We start from the raw sequence: 15,165 nt of genomic DNA, 5'->3' as shown, positions 1-15,165 counted from the left end.
CCGAAGAATGACGGCAGTGGAGCAGAAGCCGGCCGGCGCGTGGCGTGGGGTCGACCTCGGCACCCGCACGGTGAGCTACGACGAGCGCGACGCGATCCTGTACGCGCTCGCCGTCGGCGCCGCGGCCACCGACCTGGACCTCGTGATGGAGGACCGGCTGCGCGTGCTGCCGACGTTCGCGCTGACCCTGGCCCAGTGGGCCCCCGACGAGCTGGGGCAGCGCGGTGCCTTCGACACGAAGACCGCGCTGCACGGCTCGCAGGAGCTGAAGGTGCTCGCACCGCTGCCGCGCAGCGGTGAGCTGTCGCTGAAGGCGACGGTCGGCGAGGTCTGGGACAAGGGCGCCGCGGCGGTGTTCGAGGTACGCGTCGAGTGCGAGTACTTCGTGGCCACCTGGTCGCTGTTCGCCCCGGGCGCAGGCGGATTCGGCGGCGAGCGCGGTCCGTCCAAGCCGCCGGCGCCGGAGGGCGAGCCGAACCTGACCACGGAGCTGGTCACCGCCGCGAACCAGACGGCGCTGTACCGGCTGCTCGGCGACATGCACCACATCCACATCGATCCGGAAGCGGCCGCGCACATCGGTCAGCCGCGTCCGATCATGCACGGGCTGTGCACGCTCGCGGCGTCGACGCTGCCGCTCGCGCGGGAGCTCGGCGTGCATCCGGCCGATCTCACCGAGCTGCAGGGCCGCTTCGCCGCGCCGATGTTCCCCGGTGACACCGCGGAACTGAAGGCGTGGGGTGACGCGTCGGGCGTGTCGTTCGAACTGGTCCGCGAGGGCAAGGCGGCCATCTCCGGCGGTTACGCGGTCTTCGCCGAGTAACCCGTCAGGACTTCAGCTGCGGGAGCGTTCGACTTCGGTCACGCTCCCGCAGCTGTTTTCACGTCCGGGCTCAGTTGCCCTGCGTCGCCATGTAGCGGGCCGGGTACTCGCCGCCGCCGTGCACGGCCAGGTCGGCACCGTTGACGTACGACGACAGATCGCTGCCCAGGAACATGCACGCCTTGGCGATGTCCGACGGCACCGCCATGCGCTCCATCGGCAGCGTGCGGGTGACCGCCGCGCCGCCGTCCTCGCCGTACACCGATGCCGCGGCCTCGGTGCGGATGAGGCCGGTCGTGATGTGGTTGACGCGGACCTTGGGTGCCCACTCCAGCGCGAGCGCCTTGGTCAGTCCGAGCAGTCCGGCCTTGGCCGCGGTGTACGCGGCGGTACCGGGCTGCGGCTGGTGCGCGGACACGCTGCCGATGTTGACGATGGCGCCGCCGGTCTCCTGCTCGCGCATGACGAGGTTGGCGGCCTGCGCCATGTAGTACGGCGCCAACAGGTTCAGCGCGACGATCTTCTCCACGAAGCGCGGCGACACGGTGGCCGCGTCGGCGTCGGGGGAGCCGCCGGCATTGTTGACCAGCACGTCCAGCCGCCCGAACCGCGAGACGCAGTCCTCGATCAGCGCGGTCGCGTCGGCGGGGTCGCGGACGTCCACGGCGCGGAACGCGGCGGTGCGGCCGTCCACCGAGGGCAGGGATTCGGGCTCGTTGCGCGCACACACCAGCACGTCGGCGCCCGCCTGCAGGAAGTGCTCGGTGATGACGTAGCCGATGCCCTTGGTGCCACCGGTGACGACAACTGCGCGGCCGGAGAAGTCGATCGGGTTGGGGTAGCTCACTCGAACTGCCTTTCGTGGTCGTGTCGCAGCGCCGCCCGTCGCGAGGCTGTGGGTGCCCGGAGGTGTCCTGCGGCAATATCGCGAAAACGCTGCGGTCAAGCAAATGCTTGGTCGAGAATAGTCGACCGGAGGTCTGTCACACCAGATCTTCCCAGTTCACGAGACTTCGAGAGCGAGTACACATGGGCAAGCTTGACGGCAAGATCGCGCTCATCACGGGTGCCGGGCAGGGGATCGGGCAGGGCATCGCGCACGCCCTCGCCAAGGAGGGGGCCTCGATCGCGGTCTCCGGCCGGACCGAGTCGAAGCTCGTCACCACCGTGGAGCAGATCGAGGCGTACGGCGGCAAGGCCCTGGCCGTCCCGTGCGACGTCAGCAAGGCCGAGGACATCGACGCGGCGGTGGAACGCACCGTCGAGTTCTTCGGCGGCGTGGACATCCTGGTGAACAACGCGAACGACTGCAAGCCCGGGCCACTGCTGGGGGTCACCGACGACGAGTTCGAGCGCTCGTTCGCGACCGGTCCGCTCGCGACGCTGCGTCTGATGCGGGCGTGCTACCCGTCGATGAAGGAGCGCGGCGGCGGGTCGATCATCAACCTGGTGTCCTCGGCGGCGGTCCGCTGGGATGCCGGCAACTACGGTGCGTACGCCGCCATCAAGGAAGGGATGCGGTCGCTCACCCGTGCCGCCGCGTGCGAGTGGGGCGTCGACGGAATTCGCGTCAACAACATTGCGCCGCATGCCATGTCGCCCGCACTGGAGTGGTGGATCAACGAGTACCCCGAAGAGGCCGAGGAGTTCAAGGCCGGTATCCCGCTGCGTCGGATCGGTGATCCGGAGAGCGACATCGGGCGCGCCGTCGCGTTCGTGGTGAGCAGCGACGCCGCCTACCTCAGTGGCGCCACGATCCCGCTCGACGGAGGCCAGTCCCGCTGGGGCTGACGACGATGCGCACGCCCCGCCCCGACCGGATCCTGATGCTCACCACGGATCCGGCGATCGAGGCGGCGGTGCGCGACGCCGTCGGCGAGGCCGGCGCCGTCGTCCGACCGGGTTCCCGCACCATCACGGCCGTGCGGGAACTGCTGCCCACCGTCGATGTCGTCGTGGCGGACTGGAGCGGGCAGCTGCCGCTCGGCGCGGCCGAGGCGGCGCTCGGCGCACATCTGCGCCTGATCCAGCAACCCGGCGTCGGCATCGCGTACATCGATGTCGCCGCGTGGTCGCGAGCCGGGGTCCCGGTGGCGAACACGCCGGGCGGCAATGCCGCGTCGGTCGCCGAGTGGGCGGTCGCGGCCACCGCGAACCTGTGTCGGTCGATCGGCTGGGCGGACACCGAGATGCGGCGCGGCCGGTGGCCGCAGACGGCCGTACGGCAGCGGGACTGCCGAGATCTGGGGGAGCGCCGGATCGGGCTGGTGGGGTTCGGCGCCATCAATCGGCGCTGCGCGGAACTGTTCGGCGCGTTCGGGTGCGAGGTCGCCTACCACGCCCGCCGCCCGCATGCGGACTCCCTCGTCCCGCACCGCCCGCTCGACGATCTGCTCGCAGAGTCCGACGTGCTGGTGGTCGCCGTCCCGCTGACCGCCGAGACTCGCGGCCTGATCTCGGCGCGCGAGCTCGCGCTGCTGCCCCGGGAGGCCCTGGTGGTGAACGTCGCGCGGGGGCCGGTGGTGGACGAAGCGGCCCTCGCCGCCGCGATCCGGGCCGGCTCCGTCGCGGGAGCGGCGCTGGACGTGTTCGCCCGCGAACCGGTCGAGACCGACAGCCCGCTGTTCGACCTTCCCAACGTGCTCCTCAGTCCGCACATCGCGGGCGGCAGTTCGACGGCCCTCACCCGGATGTTCGCGATGACGGCGGAGAACGTCGCCCGGGCGTGTCGTGGCGAGGCGCCGCTGTGGACGGTCGGGTGACGTTCTTCGGTCCTTCCGGGCACCGCTGATGCCGCAACCGGGCCTTCGATCGGCGCTCGGTAAGCTCTGCGCATCGATCCCACTGAACGGGACGCGGCGTAGGAGGGCACCTGTGGGGACGTCGGTGCTGGGGAAGGTGCGCCTGTTGCTCGGGTCGTTCGATCCCGACTCGAGCTCCCTGTCCCTCTCGGAACTGACGCGCCGCAGCGGCGTCGCGAAGGCGACCGTCCATCGACTCGCGGCCGAGATGGTCGATCTGGGTCTGCTCGAGCGCGCAGGCACCGACTACCGGCTCGGTCTGCGCCTGTTCGAACTGGGGCAACTCGTTCCCACGCAACGGATCCTGCGCGACGCCGCGCTCCCGTTCCTGCAGGACTTGCACGCGGCCACGAGCGGAACGGTGCACTTGGCGATCCGCGCGGACCTGGACGTGCTGTACGTCGACAAGATCCCCGGCCCCGGTTCACCGGACCTGTTGTCCCGGGTCGCCGGCCGGTTGCCGCTCGAGGTGACCGCCACCGGCAAGGTGCTGCTCGCCTTCTCGCCGACAGCCGTGTTCGACGAGGTGGTCGAGCGCGGCATCGCCAAGTTCACGCCGCGGACGGTGGCATCGGCCGCACTGCTGCGGGGGCAACTCGAGCGCGCGCGGCGTGACGCGATGTCGATCGAGGCAGAAGAGGTACGGCTCGGTACCGCCAGCGCGGCGGTACCGCTCTTCGCCGGAGCCGGCGTCATCGGGGCCATCGGTGTCTCGACCACCACCGCGCGGATGAACGTCGCGCGAATCGCCGGGCCCCTCCAGAGCGCGGGGCGAGCCGTCAGTCGTGCGCTCTACGAGAGCGCGCGGTCGGCCTGACGCTCGCCTCGAGCGCGCACAGCGCGAGGACCGGGGGCTCGGCCATCGCGGCGGGCGGGCGGGGGGCGCCGCGGGACCCAGCGTTCACCTCGTGTGCACCCGGGAGGACGGGCGTGGTTGCCGAACGGACATTCACCTGCCGTTTCCTCTCGAGCGTGACATCCACGACGGAAAGGGCACTCTCGGTGCGAATCAGACGTGTCGGAGCGGTTGCGGCGGCGGGTGCCGCCGGTATGACGATGATCTTGTCTGCGGCGCTGTCTCCGGCGGCGCACGCGACGTCGGCCGGCAGCATCCTCCAGGAAGCGGTCGGCCTGTTCGGCTCGTCGGGAACTGGTTCGCTGGGCGACCCGACGCCACCGGACGTCGAACCCGGTGGGGTTGCAGGCGGATTCACCAGTAAGACGCCGTATGCGCCCGGTCAGCGGGCCGAAGATCTGCAGCAGGTTCCGGACGGGTACGCACCCGTCTACACCGAGTCGGTGGCTCGGCACGGTTCGCGCGCGCTGTCGAGCCTGAAGTACGACGACCTGACGCTGCAGTTGTGGGAGCTGGCCGAGGCGGAGCGCGCCCTGACGCCGCTGGGCGCGAAGCTCGGTCCTGCGGTCCGAGACCTCATGGCTGCCAACCGAGAGGTCGGCTACGGCAATCTCAGTGGGCTCGGCGTGACCGAGCATCGTCGGATGGGTGCGCGGGTGGCCGAACGGGTTCCGTCGCTCTTCGACTCGATCGCCCGTGACGGCGGGAGCATCACGGTGACGTCGTCCGGTGTCGATCGGGCGGTCGACAGCGCGGTCAATTTTGCCGAGGGACTGGTCGCGGTGCGTCCGGACGTCGCGGACACGGTGGCTCCGGTGGGAGTCGATGTCGCCCTGCTCTACTTCCACGACTCGGATACCGCATACCTCGACTACGAGGAGAACGATCCACGGCTGCACGCAGCGGTCCAGCAGATTCACGATCTTCCGCGCACCCGGGAGGTGGCGCGACACATGATGCTGGCGCTCTACACCGAGTCCTTCGTGAACAGGCTTGCGGCGGGGGAGTTCTCGTTGGTGGATCGCGGCAAGGGGAAAGAGCGCGTCGAGAACGAGGTCGATGCTGCCGACATGCTGTACAACACCTACATCATCACCCCGGGCATGGCTCAGGAAGGCGATTGGGATTTCGCTCGGTTCATCTCGGAGGACGACCTCCAGTGGATGGCGTATCTCAACGACGCGGAGGACTTCTACGCCAAGGGGCCGGGGTTCTCCGGTGAGAACGTGACGTACGAGATGGCCACGGTGCTCCGCGACGAGTTCCTCCGGGGCCTCGCCGCCCACACGACCGTCGGCGCGAGTGCGGGGGCCGACTTCCGGTTCGCGCATGCCGAGACCGTGATCCCCTTCGCGGCGCTACTCGAACTTCCCGGCAGTACCGAGCAGCAGCCGACGGACACGCTGTACACGTACGCGAACAATCCGTGGCGGGGCGCACTGGTGAGCCCGATGGCCGCGAACATCCAGTGGGACGTGTTCACCGACGCGGCAGGAAAGTCGATCGTGCGGATGCTCTACAACGAGCGGGAGACGGCGTTCGCTGCCCCGTGTACGCCGATGACGGCCGGCAGCTTCTTCTACGACGCAGCGGAGCTGCAGCGTTGTGTCCCGCTGATCTCGCTGGTCGGCTGACCGTCCTGATCCGGATACGCGAAATGCGCGGTGCGCGGGACCTCCCCCTCCTCGCGCACCGCGCACTCGCGCCGTGACCCTGCTGTCAGAGCAGGTGGACCTTCTTGTACAGCACCTTCGACGGGCCACCGACCAGTCCGACGCTGTCGAGGAAGCTCATGAGCTTCGAGCCGGAGGTGCGGATCTTGTCGTGGTGATGCTTGTTGGTGCGGGCGACCTCGAGCGCGCGCTCCTTGTCCAGACCCGCGTTGGCGTACACGTCGGGATGGATCATGCTCTTCATGACGAAGTAGACGGTGACGGCGGTGCTCACCCGCTCGAACGCTCGCCGCTTGCGGGACGCGCCCGCGAGACGCCGCGCGACCTCCTCGCGCGCGAAGCGGATGTGGCGGGCCTCCTCGAGAACGTGAATCTTGCTGACTGTGCGCGTGATCGGCTGGACCCGCTCGTCCTTCATGAAGTCACGCTGCATCATGTCGAGGATCTCCTCGGCCGCCATGACGCTGGCGTACGCGTTGGCGCCCTTGAAGAGGCCGCCCCACAGGCGTCCGGCCCGGTGGATGAAGCGGATGGGACCGTAGTCCGGCATCCCGAAGCGTTCGCCGGCGCGGGCGAACATCACCGAGTGGCGGCACTCGTCGGCCACCTCGGTGAGCGCGAACTGCACGTGGCGCGAGTGCTTGTCGCGGTCGTAGACGTCGCGCAGCAGCATCTGCATGAGCAGGATCTCGAACCACAGGCCGACGCTCGACACGCTGGCGGCCTCGTGCTTGGTGAGTTCGATCTTCTGCTCGTCGGTCATCTCGTCCCACAGCGCCGTGCCGTAGAGCGAGCTCCACTCGGGCGTGAGTCCGAACTTGTCGTCGGCGACCGGTGCTTCCCAGTCGACCTCGACCATCGGGTCGTAGGATTTGCGCGCCGACGAGGCCAGCAGCCGCCGCGCGGTCTCTTCGCGGTCCGAAACCGGCGGAGCTGTGCGAGTCGACGGAGTTGCAGTGGTCATGACTACCCCTCGTTCTGTCACGGCCGCGGTCGCGGCGGGCCATCTGTGTGTGACGGCTGGTTACTGTTAGCTGAACCATACAACGCTCATTGTCACGATGGCAACGGGGAAGTTCGCGGGACGGAGTTCTCAGTGCCGGCGCAGGTCCCCCAGTTCGGCCGCCGTGTCGCGGACCAGCGCCCCGACCTCGGCGTATCGGTCCGGGGTCAGTCGAGTGTCGGGACCGCTCACGATCACGGCGGCGACGGGAAGTCCGTGCGCGTCCAGGATCGCGGAGGCGATGCTCGTGGAACCGGGCTGGACGGCTCCCTCGCACAGGGACCAGCCGCGCCGGCGGATCTCGGCGTACTCGGCGTCGGGGAGGAGCGCTCCGGAGTCGACCGCGAGGCTCTCCCGGTCGGCGGGGGGCAGCTGCGCGCAGATGGCGCGCCCGGCCGCGCTGGTCCCGGGCGGATGGACCTGCCCGACCTGAAGCGTGGTGCGCACGATCTGCTTGCCCTCCGCGACGTCCACCACGGCGATCGTCGACTCGTCGAGGAGTGCCAGATGTGCGGTCTCCCCGGTCGCATCCCGCAGCGAGCCCAGCAGCGGTCGCGCCCGCATCGGGAGTGGTGACGACGTCAACGCGCGTCCGGCCACGACCAGGGGTTTGACGGAGACCTCCCAGCGGGGCGGCGAATCCGGCAGGGGGCGAATCCATCCTGCGTCGTGCAGGGTCGCGAGCGTACGTTGCAGCGCGCTCTTGTCCTCGTCAAGCACGCGCGAGAGGTCGGTCAACCCGATCGGCTGGTGGGCGGCGATCGCCTCGACGACGCGCAGACCGCGCGCGAGAGTGCCCAATGTCTTGACTGAGATCTGAATCACTCCTACGGTGTATCTGCAAGTGATACTCACTATCACATAGTGATACATGCTCGCGCAACCATCGCCGGTTGCCCGTGATCTCCGAAGGAGCCCGCCGTGACGGCTGTCAATCAGGAACTCGACCCCGAGCTGTTCAACCCCGAGCCCGAACCGGCCGAGGTCAAGTACACGGTCATCTCCGTCGACGACCACGTGGTCGAGCCGGCACACCTGTTCGACACGTGGATGCCCGCCTCCTTGAAGGATCGCGGCCCGAAGATCCTCGAAGGTGAGGACGGCTCGCAGGTCTGGGAGTTCGACGGCAACATCTACTCCCAGGTGGGTATGAACGCCGTCGCGGGACGCCGCAAGGAGTCCGTGAAGTACGAGCCCTTCCGTTTCGATCAGATGCGTCCGGGTTGTTACGACATCCATGCGCGCGTGAAGGACATGAACAAGGGTGGCATCTGGGCGATGCTCAACTTCCCGTCCCAGATCACCGGCTTCTGTGGCCGGGTGTTCGCGCACGCCTCCGACAAGGAGGTGGGCATCGCCGCGGTGCGTGCGTGGAACGACTGGCTCTACAACGAGTGGCACCTCGAGTACCCGACCCGCGTGATTCCCGGCGGCATCACCTACCTCACCGATCCGGTCGAGGCCGTCAAGGAGATCGAGCGCAACGCCGCGCGGGGATTCACGTCGGTGACCTTCCCCGAGCGTCCGCACGCGATCGGCCTGCCGTCCCTGTGGGATCGCGATCACTGGGATCCGATCATCCAGGCGTGTGTCGACACCGACACCGTGATCTCGCTGCACGTCGGCAGCTCGGGCATGTACCAGTACCCGAAGGGTGCGCCGGGACTGCAGTTGGGCGCCACCATGTTCGGCCAGCTGTCGCTCGGCGCATGCAGTGAGTGGCTGTGGTCGGGCTACCCCAAGGATCACCCGACGCTGAAGATCGCGATGAGCGAGGGCGGCATCGGCTGGGTGCCGATGCTGATCGACCGGCTGGACAACATCATCGACCGTTCCGGGTACGGCCTGGGCTGGGACGAGCGTCCGGCGGACATCCTGCGCCGCAACTTCTGGTTCTGCACGCTCGACGACCCGTCCACGATCGCGCTGCGCCACGTCATCGGTGTCGAGAACATCATGCTCGAGACGGACTACCCGCACGGCGACGGCACGTGGCCGCACACCCAGAGCGTCCTCGAGAAGTACTGGGGCGACATCCCCGCCGACGAGATGCGGAAGATGTGCAGCGAGAACGCCGCCAAGCTGTACCGCCACCCGCTGCCCGAGATCGTGCTGCCCCGAGGCTGAGGGGAAACGGCTTGCTCGTTGACGTGGGTGGAGTAGAGATCGCCACGCGGGTGGCCGGTTCGGGTCCACCGCTACTGCTCCTGCACGGGTACCCGCAGACCGGTCGCGTCTGGCGGCGGGTCGCGGACGCCCTGGCGGATCGGTTCACGGTCGTGACCACGGATCTGCGCGGGTACGGCGACAGCAGCAGGCCGGTGGGCGACGACGCGCACACGACGTACTCCAAGCGCGCGATGGCCGGCGACCAGGTGGAAGTCATGCGCACCCTGGGCTTCGGCCGATTCGCGGTCGCCGGTCACGATCGGGGTGCCCGGGTGGTGCACCGCATGTGCCTCGATCACCCGGACCGGGTGGTGCAGGCCGCGCTGCTCGACATCCTGCCGACCTCGGAGGTCTACGCCACCACCGATCGGCAGCTGGCGACCATGTACTTCCACTGGTTCTTCCTGATCCGGCCGCACGCCCTGGCCGAGCAACTGATCGACGGGAATCCGGAGGCGTGGATGGACAACGTCCTCGGTCTCGCGGGCGGGGCGGACAGCTCGATGTCGGCGGACGACGTCGAGCACTACAAGTCCTACTTCCGGGATCCGGCGGTGGTGCATGCGACGTGCGAGGACTACCGGGCCGGTGCGTCCGTCGACCTCGAACACGACGCACTCGACGCGGGGCGCCGGATCGCCTGCCCGGTGCTGGTGTTGTGGGGCGATCGCGGCCCGCTCACCCGCCGGGAACATCCGCTGAATGTCTGGAAACGGTTTGCACACAACGCCACCGGTCACGCCGTGCCGGGAGGCCACTTCTTCATCGACGACTCGCCCGACGACGTCGTGCACGCACTCGCCGAGTTCTTCGAACCGTGGCGGTGCGGCGGACTCGACTGAGCGTCACCCGAGGCGATCACGCCTCGCATCACGAGAGGAGATACTTCGTTGGAATTCACACCCACCGCAGATCGTCTGATTCCGGAACTCGATGCCCGGGAGGAGATGGTCATGCTCGGCCGCACCCTCTGGAACGAGGGGTACCGCGACCATCTGGCCGGTCACATCACCTACAACCTCGGCGACGGCACCCTGCTGTGCAACCCGTGGCTGCTGACGTGGGAAGAGGTCTGTCCGGACGATCTGCTGCGGATCGATCTGCAGGGCAACCTGATCGAGGGCGACTGGCCGGTGCCGCTCGGCATCCCGCTGCATCTCGCGCTGCACAACGCCCGACCCGAGGTGGTGTGGGCGCTGCACAACCACTCCGAGTACGGCACGGTGTGGGGTGACATCAAGGAGGTGCCGCCGGCGTACGACCAGAGTTCGAGCCTGGGCGGCGGCGAGGTGGTCCTGGTCGACGAGTACGACGGCGCCGTCAACAGCATGGAGGCCGCGGAGAAGGCGGTCCGCGCCATCGGCGACGCCGACCGCGCGCTGCTGGGCGGGCACGGCGTCTTCGTCATCGCCGACACCGCGAAGGCGGTCTTTCTCCGCGCGGTCGCGCTCGAGCAGCGGTGCAAGAATGCGTGGATGGTGCGCGTCGCGGGCGGGCCGGACAAGACGTCGCTGCCGGACTGGTGGCTCGACCGGCAGTTGAAGAACGACGGCAACGGCTTCCACGGGTTCTGGGAGGCCGCGGTGCGCAAGGAGATGCGGGCCGATCCGGTGCTCGCGCAGAAGATCCTGTCGCGGCCGCGATGACCCGGGCGTACTCGGCCGATACACCGATGGTGGTGCTCGTCCCCGACGAACGTGGGCTGTCCGCGGTCGCGGGAGAGACACGCGTGCGCGCGGTCGTCTACGACCCGGAGCGCCCACAGCTGCCGGACGGCGCGAGCGAGGCCGAGGTCCTCGTCGCGCACCGCCTCGACCCCGCGGAGTCGGCACCGCTGTTCGCGCAGTTGCCGCGGCTGCGCATGCTGCAGTTGTTCAGCTCGGGCGTCGAGCGGTGGACGCCCGTCGTGCCCGACGGCGTCGCCGTGTCCAATGCGGACCACGCCCACGGCGGCGCGGTCGCGGAGTGGGTCGTCGCGCAGCTGCTCGCCCACGTCCGCGATCTCTCCGGCTACCGGATCAAGCAGCAAAACCGGCAGTGGGAGGCGCACCGCACCGGAACCCTTTCCGGCAGCACCGCACTGGTGTTCGGGGCCGGTGACATCGGTGCGAACATCCGTCGCCGGCTCGAGCCGTTCGGTTGCACGGTCACCCTCGTCGGACGCACAGCGCGACCGGGCGTCGTGGAGTTCGCGGAGGGCCGAGCCGCGCTCGGTGACCGGGACGTCGTGATCCTGGCTCTGCCGCTGGACGATTCGACGATGCACCTGGTGGACGGGGCGTTCCTCGGGGCCATGAAGGACGGCGCGGTGCTGATCAATGCCGGACGGGGTGAACTCGTGGACACGGAGGCTCTGCTCGGGCAGTGCGGGCGGGTGACCGCGATCCTCGACGTCACCGACCCCGAACCGCTGCCCACCGAGCATCCGCTCTGGAGCGCGCCCGGCGTCGTGCTGACGCCACATGCTGCAGGCATCACCGGTGACGTGCTCGACCGGTGCTGGTCCGCGGCTGCGCGCAAGATCGCCGCGTATGCCGCTGCATCCCGGGTGGCGATGTCCGAGTGAGGGCTTTCGGATTCGACTGGCAGTGGCGGTCGTCCGGAGAGCCCCTCAGCATCGACGACTACCGCCGCGCCGCGAGTCGCACGGTGCCGCGGATGGTCTGGTCGTACATCGAGGGCGGCGCCGACGACCTGCGCACCGTGGCGGGCAACCGAACGGCGTTCGACGACTGGTGGCTGGTGCCGAGCGTCCTGGCCGGCCACGACACCCACGACCTGTCCACCCGGGTGGCGGGGCTTCCGGTGTCGATGCCGGTGCTCACCGCGCCGACCGGATTCAACGGACTCACCCGGTGGAGCGGCGACCTCGATGCGATCCGGGCAGCGGAGCGGGTGGGCACCCGGTGCGTCGTGAGCACCGCGGCGACGTGGTCGCTGGAGGAGATTGCGGACGCGGCCGGTGAGCAGCACGCCTTCCAGCTGTACCCGGGTTCCGAAGGCGTGGCCGCGGTGCTCATGCGCCGGGCGTGGGCGGCGGGGTTCCGGTCCCTGTTCGTCACGGTCGACGTTCCCACGGTCGGAAACCGGGAGGGCGAGCGCCGGGAAGGCATGGGCGTCCCGCCGGTGCTCACCCCGCGCCGGTTGCTCGACGTCGCCCGGCATCCACGGTGGGCCTACGACGTGGTCCGGCACCGGCGGATCGGGGGCCGCAACCTCGCGTCCGGAAACGGCGTGACGGCCGCGCTCGCCTCGATCGAGGTCCAGGAGCGGCATCTCGTGCAGTCCCGCCTGAACTGGGACGACGTGGCCTGGATGCGCGACAACTGGCACGGATCTCTCTATCTCAAGGGTGTGCTGCGGCCCGACGACGCGGTCCGCGCCGTCGATCTCGGCGTGGACGGCGTGGTCGTGTCCAACCACGGCGGCCGTCAGCTCGACGGCGCGATACCGTCCCTCACGGCGTTGCCCGCGGTGGCGGACGCCGTGGCGGGGCGCGCGCAGGTCCTGCTCGACGGCGGAATCCGGCGGGGGACAGACGTGATCAAGGCGCTCGCGCTCGGCGCGGACGCGGTACTCGTCGGGCGGCCGTGTCTCTACGGAACGGCGGTCGCGGGCGACCGCGGCGTCGAACACGTGCTGACGATTCTGCGCCAGGAGATCGAGCGCGGGCTGACCCTGCTGGGGGTGCGGGACGTCCGGGATCTCGACCGCACCCACGTGCGTCCGGCCGGCACCCGCGACCAGAACGAGATTTCGATCGCTGCGATTACCACCCAGTGAGACTCACGCCACACGGGTGCCGAAAACGTCGGTATCAAGAATCGCGTTCCAGATGTGTGCTGCTCGAGGAGGACTGCAATGGGTAACCCGGTGATCGTGGACGCGGCGAGGTCGCCGATCGGTCGACGCGGCGGCTGGCTGTCCGGCCTGCACGCGGCCGAACTGCTCGGCGCCGTGCAGGCGGGCATTCTCGAGCGTCTGGACCTCGACCCGAAGGCGATCGAGCAGGTCATCGGCGGTTGCGTCACCCAGGCCGGGGAACAGGCGTCCAACGTCAGCCGTAATGCGTGGCTGCACGCCGGCCTGCCGGAGCGGACGGGTGTGACGACCATCGACGCGCAGTGCGGGTCCGGGCAGCAGTCGGTGCACCTGATCGCCGCCCAGATCGCCGCCGGTGTCATCGACGCGGGTATGGCATGCGGTGTGGAGGCCATGTCCCGGGTGCCGCTGCTGTCGAACATCAAGGGCGACGTCGGCAGCCCCAAGCCTGCGGACTGGACCGTCGACATCCCCGCGCAGTTCGAGGGTGCCGACCGAATCGCGCGTCGCCGCGGATTCACCCGTGAGGATCTCGACGCGTTCGGGCTGCGGTCGCAGCAGCGTGCCGCCGCCGCGTGGGCGGACGGCCGGTTCGAGCGGGCGATCATTCCCGTCAAGGCACCCGGCGCCGACGGCGCGGCCACGGCCGAGGTCGCCCGCGACCAGGGTCTACGCGAGACGTCGATGGAGGCACTCGCGCGGCTGAACCCCGTCCTCGACGGCGGCCTGCACACCGCGGGGACGTCGTCGCAGATCTCCGACGGTGCCGCCGCGGCGGTGCTCATGGACGAGGCGCGGGCCCGTGACCTCGGACTGCGCCCGCGAGCCCGTATCGTCGCGCAGTGCCTCATCGGCGCCGAGACGCACTTTCTGCTCGACGGGCCCGTCCAGGCCACCGAGTACCTCCTCGAACGGACCGGCCTCGCGGTCGGGGACATCGACCTCTTCGAGGTCAACGAGGCGTTCGCCGCGGTCCCGATGTCTATGGCCCGCGTGCACGGCGTGGACGAGGACCGGCTCAACGTCAACGGTGGGGCCATCGCGCTCGGCCACCCGGTGGGTTCGTCGGGCGTGCGGCTGATCGGTGCGGTGATCGACGAGCTCGAGCGCCGCGACGGCGAGCGCGCGCTGGTCGCGGTCTGCGCAGGCGGAGCCATGGCGACCGGGGCGATCGTCGAGCGCATCTGATGTCGGCACAGCTCACGGGATTCGATGGCAAGGTCGCGGTGGTCACCGGGGCCGGTCGGATGCGTTCGATCGGCCGCGAGATCGCGGTGGAACTGGCGCGGGCCGGGTGCGACGTCGTCGTGACCGGCACCGGCCGGAGCCCCGACCGTTACACCGACGAGGAGAAGGCCGCCGGGTGGCGCGACATCGAATCGGTCGCCGACGAGATCCGTGGGCTCGGCCGGCGGGCGGCCGCGATCGTGACGGACGTGTCCGACGAGCAGTCGGTGGACACGCTGCTGACCCGCGTCCGCGACGACTTCGGCGGCGCGGACATCCTCGTCAACAACGCCGCCGCCGCGCGCGCCGGTGATCGGGTGCCGGTCACCGAACTCGACGTCGAGGTCTGGGACCGGGTGCTGCGCGTGAACCTGCGTGGCACCTTCCTCACGAGCCGGGCCTTCGCCCGCGCACTGCAGGCGCGCGGCACGGGCGGGTGCATCGTCAACATCTCGTCCATCGGCGGGAAGCTCGGTGGCGCCAACACCGCGGCCTATGCCGCGTCCAAGGCGGCGGTGCAGTCGTTGACGTCGTCGATGGCCAAGGAACTGGGGCCGTCCGGCATCCGGGTGAACGCGTTGTGCCCGGGCGTGACCTCCACCAGCCGCCTCGACGACTGGCCCGCCGACGTCTGGCAGCGGTACGTCGAAGCCAACATCCCGTTGCGGCGTGCCGGAGATCCCCGCGAAGTCGCTTGGGCCGCCGTCTTTCTGGCGAGTGACCAGGCGGCCTGGGTCAGCGGCCAGTCCTGGAACGTCGACGGCGGCCAGTTGACCGTTCGGTGATCGGCC

The 15,165-nt window shown here is 69.5% G+C and carries 15 protein-coding genes; 12 read left to right on the top strand and 3 right to left on the bottom strand.

Annotated elements, in window-relative coordinates; all coding sequences use genetic code 11:
- Positions 1-7 precede the first annotated feature (7 nt).
- On the top strand, positions 8-823 hold the full coding sequence (locus E7742_RS17150; RefSeq protein WP_137800035.1) for a MaoC/PaaZ C-terminal domain-containing protein: 816 nt from the start codon (positions 8-10) through the stop codon (positions 821-823).
- Between the two features lie 70 nt (positions 824-893).
- Here E7742_RS17150 and E7742_RS17145 read toward each other — a convergent pair whose 3' ends face one another.
- Complete coding sequence (locus tag E7742_RS17145; RefSeq protein ID WP_137800034.1) at positions 894-1,670, bottom strand: SDR family oxidoreductase; 777 nt, start codon at positions 1,668-1,670, stop codon at positions 894-896.
- Positions 1,671-1,852: 182 nt separating this feature from the next.
- Between E7742_RS17145 and E7742_RS17140 the strand changes: the two genes are divergently transcribed.
- The 4 genes from E7742_RS17140 (at position 1,853) to E7742_RS17125 (ending at position 6,114) form a co-directional block, all read left to right on the top strand.
- A complete protein-coding gene (locus E7742_RS17140) occupies positions 1,853-2,614 on the top strand; it encodes an SDR family NAD(P)-dependent oxidoreductase (protein WP_137800033.1) in 762 nt (253 codons plus the stop codon).
- 5 nt (positions 2,615-2,619) lie between these two features.
- Positions 2,620-3,585, top strand: coding sequence for a 2-hydroxyacid dehydrogenase (locus E7742_RS17135; RefSeq protein ID WP_137800032.1), 966 nt, complete (start codon positions 2,620-2,622; stop codon positions 3,583-3,585).
- 112 nt (positions 3,586-3,697) lie between these two features.
- Positions 3,698-4,441: an IclR family transcriptional regulator gene (locus E7742_RS17130; RefSeq protein ID WP_137800031.1), complete on the top strand. Its 744-nt coding sequence runs from the start codon at positions 3,698-3,700 to the stop codon at positions 4,439-4,441.
- Between the two features lie 185 nt (positions 4,442-4,626).
- Positions 4,627-6,114 (top strand): histidine-type phosphatase, encoded by a 1,488-nt coding sequence (locus E7742_RS17125; protein WP_137800030.1) that lies wholly within the window; start codon positions 4,627-4,629, stop codon positions 6,112-6,114.
- An 85-nt stretch (positions 6,115-6,199) separates the two neighbouring features.
- Here the strand turns inward: E7742_RS17125 and E7742_RS17120 are convergent, their stop codons facing one another.
- Both E7742_RS17120 and E7742_RS17115 read right to left on the bottom strand, forming a co-directional pair.
- Positions 6,200-7,117, bottom strand: a complete 918-nt coding sequence (locus tag E7742_RS17120; protein ID WP_137800029.1) for an AurF N-oxygenase family protein — start codon at positions 7,115-7,117, stop codon at positions 6,200-6,202.
- Between the two features lie 129 nt (positions 7,118-7,246).
- Positions 7,247-7,981, bottom strand: coding sequence for an IclR family transcriptional regulator (locus tag E7742_RS17115; RefSeq protein ID WP_137800028.1), 735 nt, complete (start codon positions 7,979-7,981; stop codon positions 7,247-7,249).
- Between the two features lie 96 nt (positions 7,982-8,077).
- Here E7742_RS17115 and E7742_RS17110 point away from each other — a divergent pair, with 96 nt between their 5' ends.
- The 7 genes from E7742_RS17110 to E7742_RS17080 all read left to right on the top strand — a co-directional run bounded on the left by E7742_RS17110 (position 8,078) and on the right by E7742_RS17080 (position 15,159).
- The gene (locus E7742_RS17110; protein ID WP_137800027.1) at positions 8,078-9,283 is read left to right on the top strand and encodes an amidohydrolase family protein; all 1,206 of its coding nucleotides are present in this window, start codon (positions 8,078-8,080) and stop codon (positions 9,281-9,283) included.
- Between the two features lie 11 nt (positions 9,284-9,294).
- Positions 9,295-10,167 carry an alpha/beta fold hydrolase gene (locus tag E7742_RS17105; protein ID WP_137800026.1) on the top strand — a complete coding sequence of 291 codons (873 nt, stop codon included), beginning with the start codon at positions 9,295-9,297 and terminating at the stop codon, positions 10,165-10,167.
- Positions 10,168-10,215: 48 nt separating this feature from the next.
- Entirely contained in the window at positions 10,216-10,971 is a 756-nt protein-coding gene (locus E7742_RS17100) for a class II aldolase/adducin family protein (RefSeq protein ID WP_005517234.1), read from the top strand.
- A complete protein-coding gene (locus tag E7742_RS17095) occupies positions 10,968-11,891 on the top strand; it encodes an NAD(P)-dependent oxidoreductase (RefSeq protein WP_254699050.1) in 924 nt (307 codons plus the stop codon). Before E7742_RS17100 ends, E7742_RS17095 begins: the two co-directional genes overlap by 4 nt.
- The gene (locus E7742_RS17090; RefSeq protein WP_137800025.1) at positions 11,888-13,108 is read left to right on the top strand and encodes an alpha-hydroxy acid oxidase; all 1,221 of its coding nucleotides are present in this window, start codon (positions 11,888-11,890) and stop codon (positions 13,106-13,108) included. Before E7742_RS17095 ends, E7742_RS17090 begins: the two co-directional genes overlap by 4 nt.
- A 78-nt stretch (positions 13,109-13,186) precedes the next feature.
- Positions 13,187-14,335, top strand: coding sequence for a steroid 3-ketoacyl-CoA thiolase (locus E7742_RS17085; protein WP_137800024.1), 1,149 nt, complete (start codon positions 13,187-13,189; stop codon positions 14,333-14,335).
- Positions 14,335-15,159, top strand: coding sequence for an SDR family NAD(P)-dependent oxidoreductase (locus tag E7742_RS17080; RefSeq protein WP_137800023.1), 825 nt, complete (start codon positions 14,335-14,337; stop codon positions 15,157-15,159). Before E7742_RS17085 ends, E7742_RS17080 begins: the two co-directional genes overlap by 1 nt.
- Positions 15,160-15,165 lie beyond the last annotated feature (6 nt).

Origin of the sequence: Rhodococcus sp. SGAir0479 (assembly GCF_005484805.1) — a bacterium.
Lineage (GTDB): Bacteria > Actinomycetota > Actinomycetes > Mycobacteriales > Mycobacteriaceae > Prescottella.
This window is presented reverse-complemented; position numbering and strand designations above follow the sequence as displayed.